At 64.1% G+C, this 17,989-nt stretch carries 17 protein-coding genes; 7 read left to right on the top strand and 10 right to left on the bottom strand.

The features are described from left to right. The first annotated feature begins 1 nt into the window (after position 1). Positions 2-1,045, top strand: coding sequence for a hypothetical protein (locus V2I08_RS12410; protein WP_349635381.1), 1,044 nt, complete (start codon positions 2-4; stop codon positions 1,043-1,045). 81 nt (positions 1,046-1,126) lie between these two features. On the opposite strand, the gene V2I08_RS12405 is transcribed toward V2I08_RS12410, so the two are convergent. Next, a complete protein-coding gene (locus V2I08_RS12405) occupies positions 1,127-1,477 on the bottom strand; it encodes a DUF2794 domain-containing protein (protein WP_349635380.1) in 351 nt (116 codons plus the stop codon). After that, a complete protein-coding gene (gene epsC / locus V2I08_RS12400; RefSeq protein ID WP_349635379.1) occupies positions 1,477-2,190 on the bottom strand; it encodes a serine O-acetyltransferase EpsC in 714 nt (237 codons plus the stop codon). The genes V2I08_RS12405 and epsC overlap by 1 nt, the downstream gene beginning before the upstream one ends. 170 nt (positions 2,191-2,360) lie before the next feature. Between epsC and V2I08_RS12395 the strand changes: the two genes are divergently transcribed. Beyond that, a complete protein-coding gene (locus tag V2I08_RS12395) occupies positions 2,361-3,134 on the top strand; it encodes a sulfite exporter TauE/SafE family protein (protein WP_349635410.1) in 774 nt (257 codons plus the stop codon). 39 nt (positions 3,135-3,173) lie between these two features. Further along, the gene (locus tag V2I08_RS12390; RefSeq protein ID WP_349635378.1) at positions 3,174-4,103 is read left to right on the top strand and encodes a hydrogen peroxide-inducible genes activator; all 930 of its coding nucleotides are present in this window, start codon (positions 3,174-3,176) and stop codon (positions 4,101-4,103) included. Here the strand turns inward: V2I08_RS12390 and V2I08_RS12385 are convergent. From V2I08_RS12385 to pgsA, 3 genes are read right to left on the bottom strand one after another with little or no spacing between them, the layout of a single operon-like run. Next, positions 4,100-4,543, bottom strand: coding sequence for a molybdenum cofactor biosynthesis protein MoaE (locus V2I08_RS12385; protein WP_349635377.1), 444 nt, complete (start codon positions 4,541-4,543; stop codon positions 4,100-4,102). The two genes, V2I08_RS12390 and V2I08_RS12385, sit on opposite strands and share 4 nt — an antisense overlap. After that, complete coding sequence (gene moaD / locus V2I08_RS12380) at positions 4,540-4,794, bottom strand: molybdopterin converting factor subunit 1 (RefSeq protein WP_349635409.1); 255 nt, start codon at positions 4,792-4,794, stop codon at positions 4,540-4,542. The genes V2I08_RS12385 and moaD overlap by 4 nt, the downstream gene beginning before the upstream one ends. Positions 4,795-4,804: 10 nt before the next feature. Beyond that, the gene (gene pgsA, locus V2I08_RS12375) at positions 4,805-5,368 is read right to left on the bottom strand and encodes a CDP-diacylglycerol--glycerol-3-phosphate 3-phosphatidyltransferase (protein WP_349635376.1); all 564 of its coding nucleotides are present in this window, start codon (positions 5,366-5,368) and stop codon (positions 4,805-4,807) included. Between the two features lie 138 nt (positions 5,369-5,506). On the opposite strand from pgsA, the gene V2I08_RS12370 reads away from it, so the two are divergent. After that, positions 5,507-6,817 carry an MFS transporter gene (locus V2I08_RS12370; protein WP_349635375.1) on the top strand — a complete coding sequence of 437 codons (1,311 nt, stop codon included), beginning with the start codon at positions 5,507-5,509 and terminating at the stop codon, positions 6,815-6,817. Between the two features lie 26 nt (positions 6,818-6,843). Here the strand turns inward: V2I08_RS12370 and V2I08_RS12365 are convergent, their stop codons facing one another. Further along, positions 6,844-7,041 carry a hypothetical protein gene (locus V2I08_RS12365; RefSeq protein ID WP_349635374.1) on the bottom strand — a complete coding sequence of 66 codons (198 nt, stop codon included), beginning with the start codon at positions 7,039-7,041 and terminating at the stop codon, positions 6,844-6,846. A gap of 108 nt (positions 7,042-7,149) precedes the next feature. On the opposite strand from V2I08_RS12365, the gene V2I08_RS12360 reads away from it, so the two are divergent. Beyond that, entirely contained in the window at positions 7,150-9,198 is a 2,049-nt protein-coding gene (locus tag V2I08_RS12360) for a transglycosylase domain-containing protein (RefSeq protein WP_349635373.1), read from the top strand. Positions 9,199-9,205: 7 nt separating this feature from the next. Here V2I08_RS12360 and V2I08_RS12355 read toward each other — a convergent pair whose 3' ends face one another. Further along, complete coding sequence (locus tag V2I08_RS12355) at positions 9,206-10,543, bottom strand: aromatic ring-hydroxylating dioxygenase subunit alpha (RefSeq protein WP_349635372.1); 1,338 nt, start codon at positions 10,541-10,543, stop codon at positions 9,206-9,208. 164 nt (positions 10,544-10,707) lie between these two features. Between V2I08_RS12355 and V2I08_RS12350 the strand changes: the two genes are divergently transcribed. Next, a complete protein-coding gene (locus V2I08_RS12350; RefSeq protein ID WP_349635371.1) occupies positions 10,708-11,178 on the top strand; it encodes a nuclear transport factor 2 family protein in 471 nt (156 codons plus the stop codon). Positions 11,179-11,182: 4 nt separating this feature from the next. Here V2I08_RS12350 and putA read toward each other — a convergent pair whose 3' ends face one another. Beyond that, on the bottom strand, positions 11,183-14,782 hold the full coding sequence (putA, locus tag V2I08_RS12345; protein WP_349635370.1) for a trifunctional transcriptional regulator/proline dehydrogenase/L-glutamate gamma-semialdehyde dehydrogenase: 3,600 nt from the start codon (positions 14,780-14,782) through the stop codon (positions 11,183-11,185). 99 nt (positions 14,783-14,881) lie between these two features. Between putA and V2I08_RS12340 the strand changes: the two genes are divergently transcribed. Continuing rightward, the gene (locus V2I08_RS12340; RefSeq protein WP_349635408.1) at positions 14,882-15,361 is read left to right on the top strand and encodes an Lrp/AsnC family transcriptional regulator; all 480 of its coding nucleotides are present in this window, start codon (positions 14,882-14,884) and stop codon (positions 15,359-15,361) included. A gap of 10 nt (positions 15,362-15,371) precedes the next feature. Here the strand turns inward: V2I08_RS12340 and V2I08_RS12335 are convergent, their stop codons facing one another. Together V2I08_RS12335 and V2I08_RS12330 are read right to left on the bottom strand one after the other, a co-directional pair. Beyond that, on the bottom strand, positions 15,372-16,640 hold the full coding sequence (locus V2I08_RS12335) for an SGNH/GDSL hydrolase family protein (RefSeq protein ID WP_349635369.1): 1,269 nt from the start codon (positions 16,638-16,640) through the stop codon (positions 15,372-15,374). Next, positions 16,637-17,923, bottom strand: coding sequence for an MFS transporter (locus V2I08_RS12330; RefSeq protein ID WP_349635368.1), 1,287 nt, complete (start codon positions 17,921-17,923; stop codon positions 16,637-16,639). The genes V2I08_RS12335 and V2I08_RS12330 overlap by 4 nt, the downstream gene beginning before the upstream one ends. Between the last annotated feature and the right edge of the window lie 66 nt (positions 17,924-17,989).

Raw genomic sequence — 17,989 nt, 5'->3', positions numbered from 1 at the left:
AATGTATAGCGAAGGCGACTTGCAGGATGCCGTTACGGCGGGCGTGCTATCCCCCCAAGCCGCGCAGGCCTTGCGTGATCATGTCGCCCGCCTACGTGCCAGCCCGGTGGTCGACGAAGAAAATTTCCGTCTGCTCACTGGCTTCAACGATATTTTCGTCGCCATAGCGGGCGTCATCCTGCTGGTGGCGGTTGGCTGGCTCGGTAACAGCCTGCGACTCGGCGCGGCGGAACATCATCCGTCCTTCATGTCGGGCGCGCTGGTCGCGGCGGTCAGTTGGGGGCTGGCCGAATATTTCACCCGGCAACGGCGCATGGCGCTGCCCTCCATTCTGCTGCTCGCGGGCTTTGTCGGCGGGGTAGCCTTCGCGCTGGGCGCACTGGCGGGACAGTTATTTCCCGATGCCGGTGACCGAGAGACTTCGCTGATCATATCGGGCGTCGCAGCCTTCAGCGCGCTGGCCGCCTGGATGCACTGGCGGCGCTTCATGGTTCCGATCACGGTCGCGGCTGGCGCGGCCGCCGCGGCTGGCGTCGTCGGCGGCCTCGTCCTTGCCGCCTTCCCCGGCGATATCCGGCTGGCCTATCTGCTGCTGCTGGCCGGCGGCCTTGTCATCTTCGGCCTCGCCATGCGCTGGGACATGAGCGACCGAACGCGCACCACCCGCCGCGCCGATGTCGCCTTCTGGCTGCACCTGACCGCCGCGCCGATGATCGCGCATTCTCTGTTCAACCTGCTTGGCGTGTTCCGGGGCGACGACATCAGCATCGGCAAAGCAGTCGTCGTGATCCTGCTCTACATCGCCTTCGGCCTGGTCGGCCTCGCGATCGACCGGCGCGCGCTGCTGGTCTCCAGCCTCGCCTATGTCCTCTTCGCCCTATACGCCCTGTTCAAGCAGGCGGGCGCAGTCGAGCTTTCGGCGGCCTTCACCGCACTGGTCATCGGCTCATCGCTGTTGCTACTCTCGGCGCTCTGGCACCATGCCCGCATGCTGGTGGTGGGCACCTTGCCGCCATCCCTGACCAACCGCCTCCCCTACGCTTGATCCACCCCCTCCCGCCAGCGGGAGGGGCAGCGAGACTTACGCGCGAAGCGCGTTAGTCGCAGCGGGTTGGGCCGACTCGCCTTACCCCTCGACCACCCGCATCAATTTCCGCTCGACCGGGGCCAGCACATTCTGCAAATCCTGCCCCCGCTTGAGGATTTGCCCGCCCTCCCCGACCAGCACCCACATGCCCTGCCGATGGCGCAGCGCGGGACGCTTTTCGATCCGATATTCAGGCCGCTCGGCAGTGCGGCGAAAGGCGCTGAAGATCGCGGCCTCGCGCCCCATGTCCATTGCATAGTCGCGCCAATGGCCGGCGGCGACCATCCGACCATAAAGGTCCATGATCCGCTGCAACTCCAGCCGTTCGAACCCCACCTGGCGTTCGCCCGGCCCCGTCCCTGGATGGGGAAACGGCGTCACATTGCTCATCAGGCCCGGTCACGCTCCTGAAACAGGCTGGCGTCATCAGGCAGCGAAGGCCGCTGCTTTTCGACCATCAATTCGGCCAGCCGCTTCTGCAACTGCTCGACCTCGCACTGCAGCAGTTCCAGCTTCTGCTTTTCCGGATCGAAACAGTCGGAACAGGGGGTGCCATAGGGCATGAAATCGCGCTGATAGGCGGTGACATCGACCAGCATCGCCCGCGCCGGAATGCCGACCATGGTCGCGCCTTCGGCCACATCCTTGGTCACCACAGCGTTGGCACCCACGCGCGCGCGCGCGCCGACGGTCACTGGTCCCAGCACCTGCGCGCCCGACCCGATGATCACGCCGTCGCCCAGAGTCGGGTGCCGCTTGCCCGCAATGCCATTGGCCGGGTCAGTCCCGCCCAAAGTGACATTCTGGTACAGCGTCACATCGTCGCCAATCTCGGCTGTCTCGCCGATCACGGTAAAACCATGGTCGATGAAGAAGCGCTTGCCGATCTTGGCACCGGGATGAATATCGTTCCCGGTCAGGAACCGCGATATATGGTTGACCAGGCGCGCCAGGAAATAGAGCCGCGCCCGATAGAGGCGATGCGCAATGCGATGATAGCCAAGCGACCAGACGCCGGGATAAAGCAGAATTTCCGCGCGGGAGCGGGGCGCAGGATCGCGGCTTTTTACCGAATCCAGATAGGAAATGAGATTGCGCAACATGAACGCGCCCCTGCCTGATGAAAACTGAACCTGACAGCGGATATAGAGAAGAGACATCTGCATTTCCAGTGATGCCCAAAAAGGGGGATATCGCCGCCCAAACGGAAACTTGCTTTGCCTTTTCGAATATGACTATCATACAGGTAGAGAATAATGTCAGGGGACCATGGATGATCGACGCCTTCATCGCCAATTTCGGCGACATATTGCCCTTCATCCTCATCGGCTTCGGCGCACAGATGATCGACGGCGCACTTGGCATGGCCTATGGCGTGATCTCCAGCACGCTGCTGCTGGCGCTCGGCGTCCCTCCCAGCCGCGCCTCGGCCAGCGTCCATGCGGCCGAAACCTTTACCACCGGCGTTTCGGCAATCAGCCATATCCTGCACAAGAATGTCGATTGGCGGCTCTTTGCCCGGTTGATCATTCCCGGCGTCATTGGCGGCGTGGCCGGTGCCTATCTGCTGTCGAATATCGACGGGGCCGTCATCAAGCCGTTCGTGCAGGTCTATCTGGCTTCGATCGGCGTCTATCTCATCTGGCGTGGCTTCCATCTGCCGCCCAAGCCGCGCGATCCCAAATGGGTGGCCCCGCTGGGCCTGGTCGGCGGCTTCATGGATGCAACCGGCGGCGGCGGTTGGGGGCCTGTCGTTACCTCCAACCTCTTGCTGCAAGGGGCTAGCCCGCGCCACACCATTGGCACGGTGAACAGTGTCGAATTTGTCCTGACGCTGTCGATCAGCATCACCTTCCTGTTTCATCTGGGTTGGGAGACCTTCACCACCTACACGGTCGGATTGCTGATCGGCGGCGTGGTCGCGGCCCCCTTCGGCGCCATCCTCGCCCGCCGTGTTGCCCCCCGCGTCCTTTTCACGGCGGTCGGCATCATCCTCACGCTGACGTCGCTGTTCGGCGTGGTCAAATGGCTTGGATTTATCGGCTAAGGAACTTATATTCGGCTTTCTGATCGAGGAAACCGATAAATGTCCAGCTACCTCCCCACCCTCAAACAGCTGCAATATCTCGTCGCGCTCAAGGAGCAGGGGCATTTCGGCAAGGCGGCCGAAAGCTGCTACGTCACCCAATCCACCCTGTCGGCCGGTATCCGCGAACTGGAATCGCTGGTCGGCGTGACATTGGTCGAGCGCACCCGCCGCGTCGTCCGCTTCACGGCGCTCGGCGATCGCATCGTCGCCAAAGCCCATCGCGTGTTGCGCGAGGCGGAGGAACTGGCCGCGATCGCCGAAGCGTCCGGCAAGCCGCTGACCGGCGAATTGCGCATGAGCGTCATTCCCACCATCGCCCCCTTCCTGCTGCCGCGCATGCTCCCCCGATTGCGCGCCGACCGGCCCGAACTCAAACTCTATCTGCGCGAAGAAACGACCCAAGCGGGCGTCGAATCGCTGCGCCATGGCAATGTCGATTGCGTGCTGATGGCCTTGCCCTTCCCGATCGGCGAACTGGACAGCGAAATCCTGTTTCAGGACCGACTCTTCGTCGCCTTCCCCCATGACGAGCCGGTCGATCCGCCCGAATGGATCGGTCCGAATATGATTGATGAGAGCAAATTATTGCTCTTGGAGGATGGCCATTGCCTCAAGGATCACGCACTGGCCGCCTGCAACCGCCCCGAACTGCGCGCCAGCGCGACGATGATGGGCACCTCGCTCCACACCCTCATCCAGATGGTGGATAATGGCCTGGGCGTCACGATGATCCCCGAAATGGCCATCGCCGCGGGCATATTGGAACATACGCGCATCGCCGTCCGCCCGCTCAAGTCCGAACGCGCCTGGCGCGACATCGCCCTGGTCTGGCGCAAGAACAGCCCGCGCGAGAAGGAATTTCACTTGCTGTCCGAAATCCTGCGCGATGCCGCTGCACTCAACTGCCGCCTGCCCGAAGCCGCCTAGCTGTCCCAGCCCTGCGCTTTGACTGCATCCTCGTCGCGCGCCGCCACCCACTGCGTCGCGCCGCCCGCAAAATGCTCCTTCTTCCAGAAGGGCGCATCCGATTTCAGCCAGTCAATCAGGAAGGCACAGCTTTCAAGCGCCGCCGTGCGATGACGCGCCGCCGTGCCGACGAACACGATCCGCGCGCCCGGCTCCAGCCGCCCGAACCGATGGATCACGCTCACGCCCAGCAGCGGCCAGCGCCCCATCGCCTCATCGACGATCCGCCCGACCTGCGCCTGCGTCATCGCCGGATAGTGTTCCAGTTCCAGCGCGACCAGCCCGTCGCCGCCGCGCACCACGCCGGTAAAGCTCGCTACCCCGCCGCCGCCCAAGGCTTCGAGCGCCGCCAGCTCAGCGCCAACATCGAAATCTTCCGCCTGGATCGCGACCCGCTTCATCCGCCGGTCACTGGCGGGAACAGCGCCACTTCCTTCGCCGCGCCGATCAGGCTGTCCATTGGCACGAATCGCTGATCGACCGCCGCGCGTAACCGTGCGGGATCGCCCAGCGCCTCGGCATAGCCGCCACCCCGCGCCGCGAGCATCGCCACCAGATCGGCCACCGTCATGTCAGCATCGGGCCGCTCAATCTGCTCCTCGTCACGGCCAATGGCCTCGCGCACCCAGGCAAAATAGACGACCGACAGCATCGCCATCGCCTCAGTCCATATGCCGGATGCCGACGCGCAGATAATCCCAGCCCGTCATCAACGTCAGGATGGCGGCGGCCCACAGCGTCACGATGCCCACGGTCTGCACGAACACAAGATGCGGCACCGCCCCCGCCAGGATCAGCGCGCCTAGTGCGACGATCTGGCACGTCGTCTTCCACTTCGCCAATCGTGACACCGGCATCGACACCTGCAACCCCGCCAGAAATTCGCGCAGGCCCGACACCGCAATCTCGCGCAGCAGGATGACCATGGCCGCAATGATATGCGGCCCGGCAATATCGCGCGTCGCCGCAAGCATCAAAATAACCGCGCCGACCATGATCTTGTCCGCGATGGGATCGAGGAAGACGCCGAGCTTCGACACCGTCCCCTGCGCCCGCGCCAGATAACCGTCGAAATAATCGGTCACGCCCATCAGGCAGTAAAGACCGAAGGCCAGCGTATAGCCGGTGGTCCAGCGCGCGCCCATTTCCGCAGGCCAAAGCAGCGCGACGAGCAACGGCACCGTGACGATACGCGAAAGCGTGAGCAGATTAGGCAGCGTCAGCATAGCCGCCGCCTGCCACAGTCAGGCGCGGCGCACAAGCCAGACGGCATATCGACTTCCATGCAAGGGGCATTGGACAGGGACGCCGCCAACCGCTAGACCCCGCCCCGGTCGCCAACGGGAAAGAAGACGCCCCTATCCATGCAAGCCTCTCTCAGGCTCTTGAACAAGCGCCGATTCCTGCCGCTGTTCGTCACCCAGTTGCTCGGCGCGTTCAACGACAATCTGTTCAAGAACGCGATGGTGCTGTTCGTCGTGTATCAGGTTTATAATGACGAGCGGTCCGAAACCTGGTTCAGCGCGCTGGCGACGGGGCTGTTCATCCTGCCCTTCTTCCTGCTCTCCGCCCTCTCCGGCCAACTCGCCGATCAACGCGACAAGGCGCTCATTATCCGCTGGGTAAAGGCGGCCGAAATCCTCATCATGCTGGTCGGCGCGGTCGGCCTCGGCCTCATCTGGAGTGGCATCGGCGTCCATACGATCGCCATCCCTTTGCTGCTTGCGGCCCTGTTCGCCATGGGCATCCACTCGACTTTCTTCGGCCCGATCAAATATGCGATCCTGCCCCAGCATCTCCATGACGAAGAGGTGCTGGGCGGCACCGGCCTGGTCGAGGCAGGCACCTATATCGCGATCCTGGCTGGCACGATCCTGGCGGGAATCATCCCGGTCGAGGCGGCGGCGGTCTGCATCATCATTACCGCACTGATCGGCTATGTCGCCGGACGGCAAGTACCCTCCGCGCCCTCACTTCTCTCCGCGCAGCCGATCGACTATCATATCATCCGCGCGTCGGTCGCGCTGGTGCGCGGGACGATGCATATCCGGCGGCTGTTTCTGGCAATCATGTCGATCAGCCTGTTCTGGGCGGTCGGGTCGATCCTGTTCATTCAGTTCCCGCCCCTCGTTAAAAACGTCCTGACTGCCGAGAAGGCCGTCGCCAGCCTGTTCCTCGCGATTTTCTCCATCGGCATCGCCATCGGTTCGGTCGCGATCAACCGCCTGCTTCAGGGTCATGTCTCCGCCAAATATGCGCCTGCCTCCGTCATCGGCATGGGCCTGTGCATCGTGGCTTTCCATTTCGTGTGCGTTATGTGGCCATCCGAACCCGCTGGCGAGATGCTGTCGTTGCGCGACTTCGTGGCGCATCCGCTGGCCATTCCGCTATCGCTCTGTCTGCTCGGAGTCTCGACCTTCGGCGGCATGTTCGTCGTGCCGCTCTACGCCTTCCTGACCACGACGGTCGAAAAATGCGAAGCGGCCCGCACCGTCGCGGCGAATAATATCGTCAATTCAGGTGCGATGGTCATCGGGTCGCTCTGCGCGATCGGCCTCAGCATTGCTGGCATGCCCGTGGTAATGCAGTTGCTGCTCGTCGCCTTCCTGACGCTGCCCTGTGCTGCGATGGCGTGGAAACTGCATAAGGCCTGCGACGGCCCGATATGTCATTGATGAGGGCTGCCCCTATGGCGCGTCCCTCAGGAAATGAAGCTGTAGAAGGCGGTAAAGAAAGCGCAGAAGCTCAGCCCGAACAGCTTCCAGTCATTATCATCATCCACCACCCGCGCCTTGCTAGCGGGGGATTTTTCCATCACGCGCAGCACATGGGCGGGCAGCCGCTGGCGAAAGGGATGACGGGCCGATTCTGTGGTCAGGACAAGGGTTCGGTTTCGCATAGCGACAGGTTAACGCATTATTTACCATTTCGACCATTGTATTTGATGGGCAATTTTCGCCTGTCCCACTGCGGGACAGGCTTGACTGTGTCATATGAATAACACAGCATGTCGACACCAATGACTGAGCCTGGCCCTATTGATCCATCCACGCAGCCGCGCGAATTTGGCGCGGGGCCGCCCAGCGCCTTCGCGCCGCCCACGCCATGGCGGCGACGGTTGCAGATAATGGGCTGGATCATGGCAGCGGGCCTCGCCATCGTGATGATCGCCATCGCCTGGCTCGCCATTACCGCGCCCTTGTCGCAGTCGCTCAAACCGATCGCCCCGCCCAGCCTCAGCCTCATGTCGGCGGACGGTCATCTCATCGCCCGGCGCGGCGCGGTCATTGACACGCCCGTAACGATGGCCGACCTCCCCACCCATGTGCCCCAGGCCTTCATGGCAATCGAGGATCGCCGCTTTGCCAGCCATTGGGGCATCGACCCGCGCGGCATCGCGCGCGCGGCCTGGCATAATCTGTGGAATGATGGCGCTTCGCAGGGTGGCAGCACCATCACCCAGCAACTCGCCAAGGGCGTGTTCCTGTCCAGCGACCGCACCATGGGGCGCAAAGCGCGCGAAGCTATGATCGCGCTCTGGCTGGAGGCTTGGCTGACCAAGGACCAGATCATGGAACGCTATCTGTCGAACGTCTATTTCGGCGATAATGTCTATGGCCTGCGCGCCGCTGCCCGTCATTATTTCAACCGCTCGCCCGACCGCCTTACCATCCCGCAGGCCGCGATGCTGGCGGGCCTGCTCAAGGCCCCCTCGCGCCTCGCGCCTACCAGCAACCTCAAGGGCGCGCGCACCCGCGCCGCGCTGGTGACGCAGGCGATGGTCGATGCGGGCTATCTGACCCAGGCGGAGCGCAACGCCCTGCCGCCTGCCCGCCTCAACGTCCATGATGTGCCCGACGCCACCACCGGCACCTATTTCGCCGACTGGATGCTGCCGCAGGCGCGAGATCGGGCGGGCGCGGTCTATGGCGAGCAAAAGATCGAAACGACACTCGACTGGCGCATCCAGCGCCTCGCCGAAGCCGCTGTCCGCCGTGCGCCCCTGGGCGGCGCGCAGGCCGCGCTCGTCGCAATGAAGCCCGACGGCAGCGTCGTCGCCATGGTCGGCGGCAAGAATTACGACAAAAGCAGCTTCAACCGCGCGGTGCAGGCCAAGCGCCAGCCCGGATCGACCTTCAAGCTGTTCGTCTATCTCGCCGCCTTCCGCGCTGGCATGACACCCGAAGACATGATCGACGACACGCCGATTACCACCGGCAGCTATCGCCCGGCCAATCATGGCGGCAAATATCGCGGCCGCATCAGCCTGCGTCAGGCCTTCGCCGCATCCAGCAATGTCGCCGCCATCCGCCTGACGCAAAAGGTCAGCGTCGATGCCGTGATCAAGGTCGCGCGCGACCTGGGCATCACCGCGCCCTTGACCGAGGATTTGAGCCTCGCGCTCGGCACGTCGGAAATCCCACTGATCGAACTGGCCGAAGCCTATGCGGCGGTCGCCCTTGGCGCCTTTCCAGTGGTCGCGCATGGCCTGCCGCCCGAAGAACGGGGATGGTTCGAACGGCTGCTGGAGCGGCAGCGCGCCTTCGACAGCGGCGAACTGGCGATGATCCGCGATCTGCTCTCATCCGCTGCCAATCGCGGTACCGGCAGCGCGGCGGCGCTGCGCACCAGTACCTTCGGTAAGACGGGCACGACGCAGGACAGCCGCGACGCCATTTTTGTGGGCTATGCGGGCGGCCTCGTCACCGCCGTCTGGGTCGGCAATGACGACAACAAACCGCTCCCCGGCGGCGCAGCAGGCGGTGGCATGCCCGCCCGCATCTGGCGCAATTTCATGAGCGGGGCGATCAACGAGCCGGTTGCGGATGCGCCCGAAGAGACACAGGACGCCGACCTCGTCAATGCCATCGCCAATATCGCGGTCGAAACCGGCATCGGCAATGTCGGCGTGGGCGTCGATGGGGACGGCGTAACGGTTAATATCGGTGGCAATCAAATCCGCTTGCCGATCGACCAGCCCGCCGCACCAGCGGGCATCCTGCCTCCGCGCATCGCCCCGACCCAGCCGCCGGAAAATGCGGACGGCGCACCCTGATCCAGGCTTATCGCCGTCCCGCCAGATAATCGTTCAGCACCTCATGGAAATAGCGCACCCGCGTTTCCTGCGCGCTCAAATAAGCGTCGCCATAGCCGCGCGAATGCATCCCCCGCTGCATCCCTTCGGCCAGCATCATGTCCTGATAGACGATCTGCCCCTCAATTTCCGGCACGCCCCGGCCATTGTCGAAATCACGCCAAAGCATGTCCGCTTCGCTGAACGGTTGTCGTCCCGCCATGATCGATTCCACCTCCGTCTGCCCCGCTACCGGAAAGGCCATGCACCATAGATCGAAGGTGCATTTGCCCGGATCATCAGCATGGGGTTCGGTGCGGAAGAACAGGATATTGTCGGGCAGGAAGGAAATGGTGACGTTGGGGAAGATCACCGTATGCGGACTGTCGGTGATCTGTTCATCGTCCATATGTTCATAATGGAGATAGCCCCGCTCGCGCCATAGCCGCCGCTTGGCGGCCTTGAGGTCCAGCCACCCCTGCATCGCCTTGGTCTCATAGTCCGAGTAGCTGTCCGGATCGATGTCCCACTGGCGCAGGATATGGTCGAACGGGTGCGGCACGCCGTCGGGCAGCCGGTCGCTGAGCGAGGGCCGCATCGGCTGAACCGTGCGCCCGTGGCCTGCTGGATACATTTCATGCCGGGCGGTATCGACATCCTGGTCGATCCAGGGCGGCACCTGCGGATGGGCGGTGCGGGTATGATAGCTTTCGGAGAAATTGTCGGTGGCGAACTTCCAATTGGTGTTGAGGTTGATCTTCATCCAGAACACCCGGACGCCCGTTTCCATCGGGTAACTTTTGTAAAGCTCCGGCATCGGCGCGAGATAATCGAGCAGGTCGGGCGCGGCGTCATCCATCGTGTACCAGACGAACCCGCCCCAGGTGGCACAGCGCAGTTCCTTCAGCGTCAACTTTCCGCAGGGGTTGCCCTGCGGAAAATCATGCGGGTCCTGCGCATATTGGAGCATGCCGTCCTTGCCCCATTTCCAGCCATGATAGGGACAGGTGAAGGCCTCGGCAAAAGCGCTGCCATCGGTCAGGCGCATACCGCGATGCCCGCAGGCATTGTAGAAGGCCTTGATGCTTCCGTCGTCCTGCCGGATGCAGATGACGCTTTCATGCCGGAAGTCGTGGACGACATAATCGCCCGGCTCCTCCAGTTCCGCCGTCCGCCCCGCGACATGCCAGATCCGGGTCCACAGATGGTCCCATTCCTGCTGCATAAAATCGCGACTGGTATAGCGGTCGCCGCTGATCGGATCGCCGCGCAACGCGGCGGGATCGCGACCGTCCATGGTCAGCGGATGAATGGCGGGCTGGTCCATGCTGCTCTCTCCTGCTGGCGTTCTTGTACCCAAGGAATAGGCGTCACGGCCTGCCCCGTCGCCTTGCACTTCTGTCAGGCGGGATGGGCTGGCACTTGTCGCAGGTGGGGCGGGACGATGTTCGACGGCATAAGAGCGCGCTATAATCAATGGGAGATGGTGGCATGGATGGCGTCGAGACATTGCTGGCGATCGAGGCGATCAAACAGCTCAAGGCCCGCTATTTCCGCTTGATGGACAATAAGGACTGGGCCGGGCTGCGCGACGTCTTCTGCGACGACGCCCTGTTCGACGCACGCGCATCACTCAGTATCGACGGCAAGGGCGACGAAGGCCGGGCGGCGGAAAGCAATGACTGGGTCTATGAAGGCGGCGACACCATCGTCGCCTTCATCCAGACCGCGATCGGCACGCAACGCACCGTCCATCATGGCCATGGCCATGAAGTCGAGATCATCGGCCCGGATGACGCGCGCGGCGTGATCGCGATGGAGGACCAGATTTGGGATGCCAGCGGCACCAGCATGACCCTGCATGGCTGCGGCCACTATCATGAAGACTATAAGCGGGTGGACGGCCGCTGGCGCATCCACCGCTCGCGCATTTCCCGGCTGCAGGTAATGATCGGAGGCTGAGCCCTTAGCCGATCATCATCAGGCTGGCATTGCCCCCTGCCGCCGTCGTGTTGATCGAGGTAGAGACTTCCTCCAGCAACCAGTCGAGACAGTAACCGCCAGCAGTTTCGGCATGAACCGGCACGATCCGGCCGGGCAGATCGGCGGCGGCCTGGACCGCAGCAGCGACGCGCTCGGCGTCTCCCTCGACCAATATTGCGGCAATGGGTGCGCTCGGATCTGCCGTGAAATGCGCGGCCACCTCCGGTGGCAGGCTTGGTGGTACAGTCATGCCCTGCACCGTGGCGCTGTTGCCGGTGGCAAGGATCGCGGCCATCTGACGGAACAGTCCGGCACGGGTGGCAGGACGCAGCAACATGTGCCCACGCGGATGAAGGGTATAGAGATTGCGCTCGCCGACCGGCCCCGGCAGCGTCATTTCGACACCCAGCGCCGACGCATCGCCCGCCCGGCGCGCCTCGCTCGCGGCCTCGCCATAGCCCTGCGCATCGAGCCAGTCGGCAAAGGCGTGGAGCGGCGTTTGCAGGCGACTGACCCGCGTCGCCAGCGCCGGCGGCGTGGTGACCAGCCGCCCCAGATAAAGCGGCCCGCCAGCCTTCGGCCCGGTGCCCGACAGGCCACAGCCGCCAAAGGGCTGGACCCCGACGATCGCGCCGATGACGTTGCGGTTGATATAGATATTGCCGACCTTCACCCGGCGCGTGACGCGCGCGACCGTTTCATCGAGCCGAGTGTGCAGACCGAAGGTCAGGCCATAGCCGGTAGCGTTGATCGCATCGACCAGCGCGTCCAATCCGTCGCGACGGAAGCGCAGGACATGGAGGACCGGGCCGAAGACTTCGCGATCCAGGTCGGTAAGGCTCTCAATCTCGATGATGGTCGGCGCAACGAAGGTGCCATGCGCGGTTTCGGGTGGCAGCGGTCGTTGATCCACCGTCCGCCCCATCGCCCGCATGGCATCGATATGGGCGTTGATGCCCGTCTGGGCCTCGGCGGTGATGACCGGGCCGATATCGACCTTGAGCGCATCGGTGCGGCCGAGGCTGAGTTCGGCGAGCGCGCCCTTGAGCATCGTCAGCGTGCGATCGGCGATGTCATCCTGCAGACACAGGACACGCAACGCCGAACAGCGCTGGCCCGCACTGTCGAAGGCCGAAGCGATGACGTCCGCCACAACCTGTTCGGCGAGCGCCGATGAATCCACGATCATGGCATTTTGCCCGCCGGTTTCGGCGATGAGCGGGATCGGCCTGCCCTGTGGCGACAGGCGGGTGGCAAGCTGGCGCTGGATCAGGCGGGCGACCTCGGTCGATCCGGTGAACATGACGGCCGCCGTCTGCGGCGCGGCGACGAGCGCAGCACCGATCGCGCCATCGCCCGGCAAAAGCTGGAGCGCGTCGGTCGGCACGCCTGCGGCGTGGAGCAGGCGGACGGCTTCAGCAGCGATAAGCGGCGTCTCTTCGGCAGGCTTGGCCAGGACGGCATTGCCCGCGACCAGCGCGGCAGCGACCTGGCCGGTAAAGATCGCCAGCGGGAAATTCCAGGGGCTGATGCAGGTGACGACGCCGAGCGCCTGCTGCGGCGGGCCGAAGGTGGTCCGCGCCTGCTGCGCATAATAGCGTAGAAAGTCGATCGCCTCACGCACTTCGGCGATGGCGTTGGGGATGGATTTCCCCGCTTCGCGGACAATCAGACCAAGCAGGATCGGCATGCGCGCCTGCATCGCGTCGGCGGCGCGATCAAGCGTGGCAGCGCGATCGGCAACCGACGTGTTGCGCCAGAGCGATGCGGCCGCCCGGATCGCCGCGGCGCGGGCATCGTCCACCTTTGCTTCGACCATAGTGCCGACGATATCGCGATGATCAGCCGGGTTGCGGACGGGCCGCCCCTCGCCCGCCCCGCCTTGCGGGGCGGCGGTCCAGTCGAGCGTCGCACTGAGTTGGAGCGCTTGTGTCAGCGTTGCGAGCGCGCTTTCATCGCTGAGGTCGATGCCATCGGAATTGCGACGATCAGGGAAGATGGCGGCAGGCAGCGTGATCTGGTCATGACGGGCACCGGGATGGGCCATGGCGCGGACGGTATCGACGGGATCGGCGATCATCTCCTCCACCGACACGGCCGGGTCGGCGATGCGATTCACGAAACTGCTGTTCGCGCCATTTTCGAGCAGGCGGCGGACGAGATAGGCGAGCAACGTCTCATGCGTGCCGACCGGCGCATAGATGCGGCAGGGGCGGTCGAGCTTGCCCGCGCCAACCACCTGTTCGTAGAGCGGCTCGCCCATGCCATGGAGGCACTGAAACTCATAAGCGCCGATGCTGAAATCCGGGTCGGCCATCGCATGGATGGTGGCCAGCGTCTGCGCATTATGGGTGGCGAATTGCGGGAAGACCGCGTCCTTCGCGGCGAGCAGCTTTTGCGCGCAGGCGATATAGGCGATGTCAGTGTGCAACTTGCGGGTATAGACGGGGAAATCGGCGAGGCCATCAACCTGCGCGCGCTTGATCTCCGCATCCCAATAGGCGCCCTTGACCAAACGGACCATGATGCGGCGATCGGCGCGACGGGCAAGGTCGATGATCCAGTCGATGACGAAGGGGCAACGCTTGCCATAGGCCTGGACCACAAAGCCAAGCCCGTTCCAGTCGAAGAGAGCAGGATGCAGCGCCAGGCTTTCGAGCAGGTCGAGCGACAGGTCGAGCCGGTCGGCTTCCTCCGCATCGATGTTGAAGCCGATATTATAGCTTTTGGCGAGCGCGGCGAGTTGCTGCACGCGGGGCAGAAGCTCGGCCATCACCCGGTCGGCCTGGGCGCGGGCATAGCGCGGGTGGAGCGCGGACAGCTTGATCGAGATGCCGGGCCCGGCATAGATGCCGCGCTTGGCCGACGCCTTGCCGATCGCGTGGATCGCCTGTTCATAATCGGCATGATAGCGCGCGGCGTCCTCGGCCGTCGTCGCTGCTTCGCCCAGCATGTCATAGCTGTAGGCGAACCCCTTGGCCTCCATCACCTTGGCGCGCTTGAGTGCTTCCTTGATGGTTTCGCCGGTGACGAATTGTTCGCCCATCATCCGCATGGCCAGGTCGACGCCGCGCCGGATGACCGGCTCGCCCGCCCGTGCGACGAGGCGCGTCAGCGCTGCGCCAAGGCCGCGATCATCGACGCTGCCGACCAGCTTGCCCGTGACCACCAGTCCCCAGGTAGCGGCGTTGACGAACAGCGACTTGTCAGTGCCCAGATGCGACCCCCAGTCGCCGTCGGCGATCTTGTCGCGGATCAGCGCGTCGCGGGTCGCGGCATCGGGGATGCGGAGCAGCGCTTCGGCAAGGCACATCAGCGCGACGCCCTCCTGGCTGGACAGCGCATATTCCTGCACCAGACCTTCGACGCCGGTGCCTTTGTGGTTAGCGCGCAGGGCCGTGACGAGCTTATGCGCTGTTTCGCGCGCTGCGGCGCGGGTCGCATCGGGCAGCGTCGCCGCAACGATCAACGGGGCGAGCGCCTCGGCTTCATCGCGGCGATAGGCACCGGTGATCGCCTGGCGCAGCGGGGACTGGGCGCGGATGGCAGGGGCGAAAGCGGCAAAGGGGGGCTGGACGGTCATACTTGCCATAATATCGCATATGACGGCGTCGATCTGACTTATCCGGTCCGTTTGGATGGCGGATATGACTTATTCATGCCTCTGTGCTAGGCAGTAATGATGGATAAAGCCGCCACAATAGTCGATCTGGACGAATTCGACCGCAAGATCATCGCCGCTCTAGTGGAGGACGGCCGCATGACCGTGACCGATCTCGCGGCGCTGGTCGGCCTGTCCAAGACGCCGTGCCAGGTGCGGCTGAAACGATTGATCGAAACCGGCGTGATCCATGGGTTCCGCGCGATAGTCGATCCGGCGAAGCTGGGGATGGACCATGTCGCCTTTGCCGAGGTCAAGCTAAGCGATACGCGCGAGGCAGCGCTGCGGGAGTTCAATGCGGCAGTGCGGCGGATCGCGGAAGTCGAGGAATGCCATATGATCGCGAGCAGCTTCGACTATCTGCTCAAGGTGCGGACGGCGGATATTCGCCGCTATCGCATGGTGATGGGGGAGAAGATTTCCGCCCTGCCCCATGTCGCCAGCACCTCCACCTTCGTCGCGATGGAAACGGTGTTGGATGCCGGGGGACGGCGGAAATAACCGCTGCCGGTCAGTCGAACAGGTCCAGCGCGATCGCGTCGCCCATCGCCCGATAGCCGCGTGGTGACGGATGGAGCGCGTCACCACTGTCATAGGCGGGCGCCAAGCGATCGGGCCGTGCCGGGTCGCGGGTCGTGGCATCGAAATCGATCACCGCGTCGAAATTGCCCGGCTGCCTGATCCAGGCATTGACGGCCTGGCGGTCGGCTTCGTTCTGGGCGTCGGCGTGATAATAATCATTGCCGACGAAGGGCATGACGGTCGCGCCGATGACCTTGATCCCCCTGGCGCGGGCGCGGGCGATGATCTGGCGATAGGCGCCGATGATGCGCGCGACATGGGCCTGATGCGCGGCGGTGCTGACGGGCGCTTCGCGGGTGAGCGTGCCGAGATCGTTGATCCCCTCCAGCAGGATGAGATGGGTAACGCCGGGCTGCGCCAGCACGTCGCGGTCAAGCCGGGCGAGCGCGTTGGGACCAAGCCCGTCGTCGAGCAGCCGGTTGCCGCCGATCCCCTGATTGACGACCGCGATGTGGCGGCGCTTCGGGTCGGCCTGCAAGCGTTCGGCCAGCCGGTCGGTCCAGCGATCATTGCCGTTGGTAGTGCTGTTCTTGCCGTCGGTGATCGAGTCGCCCAGCGCGACGATGAGGTGGGCGGGGGCGCAGCGTTCGACTTCGAGCGCGGCCAGGTTGAACCAATGGTCGAAGCTCGCCGCTCCGGCAAATTGCGGGTCAGCAAGATGGTCGCCGGGCAGATGCCAGGAGGTGGCGCGCGAACCGGGATGCGCTGTCTGTTCGGGGTCGTCGGCGGCGTAGCGGATCGAGATGGCGAGCGTGTCGAGCGCTTTAGCCGATAGCGCGACCGGGTCGGACAGATAGTCCGCGCCGGGCGGGATGATGACGTCGGGCTTGCCATCGAAGCGGAGGGCTATCCGGCTTGCGGGATCAATGGTGGGCGCGGCGGAACTGGTCGCGCGGGCGATGCTGGCGCCCAGGATGGGAAGTGGCTTGGTGCCAGCGAGGTTGGACAGGCGGATGCGGACGCGATCGCCGCTGACCGAGGGGCGGACGACCTGACGCAGGGTCTGGTTCGCCAGTGTGCCGGGCGGAAGCGCGGCGTCGCCAGTGGGGCGGAATTGGGACGAAGCCCAGCCCGCGACCCAGGTCGGGGAGCAGCTTTGCGCATGGGCGGACCCGGTAGCCAAGGCCGTGGCGATGCAGGCCAAGCGGACAGCGACCCGTACACTGGTTGACGCTTTTTGCAGGAGGCGACGGGTCATGGTTCTGCCCTGATGGCGGCGCTATCGACGGTCTGGTAGCGCGGGATGATGAGGTGGATGGTGGCGAGCGCGACGAGATAGGCGCAGGAGGCGACGGCGAAGATGGGACCGTAGCTGCCGACGGTTTCGAGGATGACCCCGGCGAACTTGGCCATCATCATGCCGCCGACAGCGCCGGCCAGACCGCCGAGGCCGACGACCGACCCGGCCATCCAGCGGGGGAAGACGTCGCCGGGCAAAGCGTACAGGTTGGCGGAAAAGCCCTGATGACCGGCACAGGCAAGCCCAATTAGCGCAACCGCAACCCACATATTAGGCGCATGCGTGGCGAAGGCGATGGGGACGGCGCAGAGCGCGGCGAGCAGCATTGCCGTCTTGCGCCCGCGATTAATGCTCCAGCCCCGGCCGATGAAGCGCGACGAAGCCCAGCCGCCCGCGACCGAGCCGACATCGGCCAGCAGATAGACGGCGATCAGCGGCGGCCCGAAGTCGAGCATCTTGACGCCATATTGTTTGTTGAAGAAATCGGGCAACCAGAAGAGGAAGGTCCACCAGACCGGATCGATCAGGAAGCGCCCGGCCATATAGGCCCAGGTCTGGCGCAGGCGGAACAGCGTCGCCCATTTGACGGGACGTTGTGGTTCGACCGGGTCGGTTTCGATCCAGGCCAGTTCCTCGGCGGTGAGGCTCTTTTTCTCGCGTGGGGTGCGGTAGAAGCTGAGCCAGGCGGCGAGCCATATGACCGTCAGCAATCCGGTCAGGATGAAGGCCCAGCGCCAGCCGAGGGTGACGGCGATGATCGGCACGATCAGCGGGGTCAGGATCGCGCCGACATTGGACCCGGCGTTGAAGATACCGATCGCGAAGGCGCGTTCCTTCTTGGGGAACCATTCATTGGTCGCGGCGATGGCGGCGGGGAAGGTGCCCGCCTCGCCGATCGCGAGCGGGATACGCGCGATCAACATGCCCGCCGTCGAGGTGAAGAAGATGTGCGCGACATGGCCGATCGTCCATAGCGACACCGCCAGCGTATAGCCTGCCCGCGCGCCGATCTTGTCGATCAGGCGGCCGAAAAAGACGTAGGAAATACCGTAGCCCGCCTGAAACCAGATGGCGAGATCGGCATAGCCGCTCTCGCTCCAGTCATAGCGCGCCTGAAGATCGGGCTTGAGCGTCGGCAGGACGAGGCGATCGACATAGCTCAGCACCACGGCGAAGAAGAGCAAAGCGCAGACGATCCAGCGGACTTTGCCGGAGGGTTTGGGGATGGTCGGGTTACTCATTGGCCTCTCCAAATACGTCGTCATCCCCGCGAAGGCGGGGATCCATCTCCGGCCCTGTCCATCGCC

Origin of the sequence: Sphingobium sp. MK2 (assembly GCF_040170545.1) — a bacterium.
Lineage (GTDB): Bacteria > Pseudomonadota > Alphaproteobacteria > Sphingomonadales > Sphingomonadaceae > Sphingobium.
The sequence above is the reverse complement of the archived record's forward strand: the minus strand, read 5'-3'. Positions and strand labels throughout refer to the sequence as shown.

Excerpts from the sequence above, each read along its gene's own strand:
- putA (WP_349635370.1), bottom strand. The coding sequence starts at position 14,782 with ATGACCGTCCAGCCCCCCTTTGCCGCTTTCGCCCCTGCCATCCGCGCC.
- V2I08_RS12330 (WP_349635368.1), bottom strand. The coding sequence starts at position 17,923 with ATGAGTAACCCGACCATCCCCAAACCCTCCGGCAAAGTCCGCTGGATC.
- V2I08_RS12405 (WP_349635380.1), bottom strand. The coding sequence starts at position 1,477 with ATGAGCAATGTGACGCCGTTTCCCCATCCAGGGACGGGGCCGGGCGAA.
- pgsA (WP_349635376.1), bottom strand. The coding sequence starts at position 5,368 with ATGCTGACGCTGCCTAATCTGCTCACGCTTTCGCGTATCGTCACGGTG.
- V2I08_RS12355 (WP_349635372.1), bottom strand. The coding sequence starts at position 10,543 with ATGGACCAGCCCGCCATTCATCCGCTGACCATGGACGGTCGCGATCCC.
- V2I08_RS12390 (WP_349635378.1), top strand. The coding sequence starts at position 3,174 with ATGTCCAGCTACCTCCCCACCCTCAAACAGCTGCAATATCTCGTCGCG.
- V2I08_RS12335 (WP_349635369.1), bottom strand. The coding sequence starts at position 16,640 with ATGACCCGTCGCCTCCTGCAAAAAGCGTCAACCAGTGTACGGGTCGCT.
- moaD (WP_349635409.1), bottom strand. The coding sequence starts at position 4,794 with ATGCTGTCGGTCGTCTATTTTGCCTGGGTGCGCGAGGCCATTGGCCGT.
- V2I08_RS12360 (WP_349635373.1), top strand. The coding sequence starts at position 7,150 with ATGTCGACACCAATGACTGAGCCTGGCCCTATTGATCCATCCACGCAG.
- V2I08_RS12395 (WP_349635410.1), top strand. The coding sequence starts at position 2,361 with ATGATCGACGCCTTCATCGCCAATTTCGGCGACATATTGCCCTTCATC.
- V2I08_RS12365 (WP_349635374.1), bottom strand. The coding sequence starts at position 7,041 with ATGCGAAACCGAACCCTTGTCCTGACCACAGAATCGGCCCGTCATCCC.
- V2I08_RS12410 (WP_349635381.1), top strand. The coding sequence starts at position 2 with ATGTATAGCGAAGGCGACTTGCAGGATGCCGTTACGGCGGGCGTGCTA.
- V2I08_RS12385 (WP_349635377.1), bottom strand. The coding sequence starts at position 4,543 with ATGAAGCGGGTCGCGATCCAGGCGGAAGATTTCGATGTTGGCGCTGAG.
- V2I08_RS12340 (WP_349635408.1), top strand. The coding sequence starts at position 14,882 with ATGGATAAAGCCGCCACAATAGTCGATCTGGACGAATTCGACCGCAAG.
- V2I08_RS12350 (WP_349635371.1), top strand. The coding sequence starts at position 10,708 with ATGGATGGCGTCGAGACATTGCTGGCGATCGAGGCGATCAAACAGCTC.
- V2I08_RS12370 (WP_349635375.1), top strand. The coding sequence starts at position 5,507 with ATGCAAGCCTCTCTCAGGCTCTTGAACAAGCGCCGATTCCTGCCGCTG.
- epsC (WP_349635379.1), bottom strand. The coding sequence starts at position 2,190 with ATGTTGCGCAATCTCATTTCCTATCTGGATTCGGTAAAAAGCCGCGAT.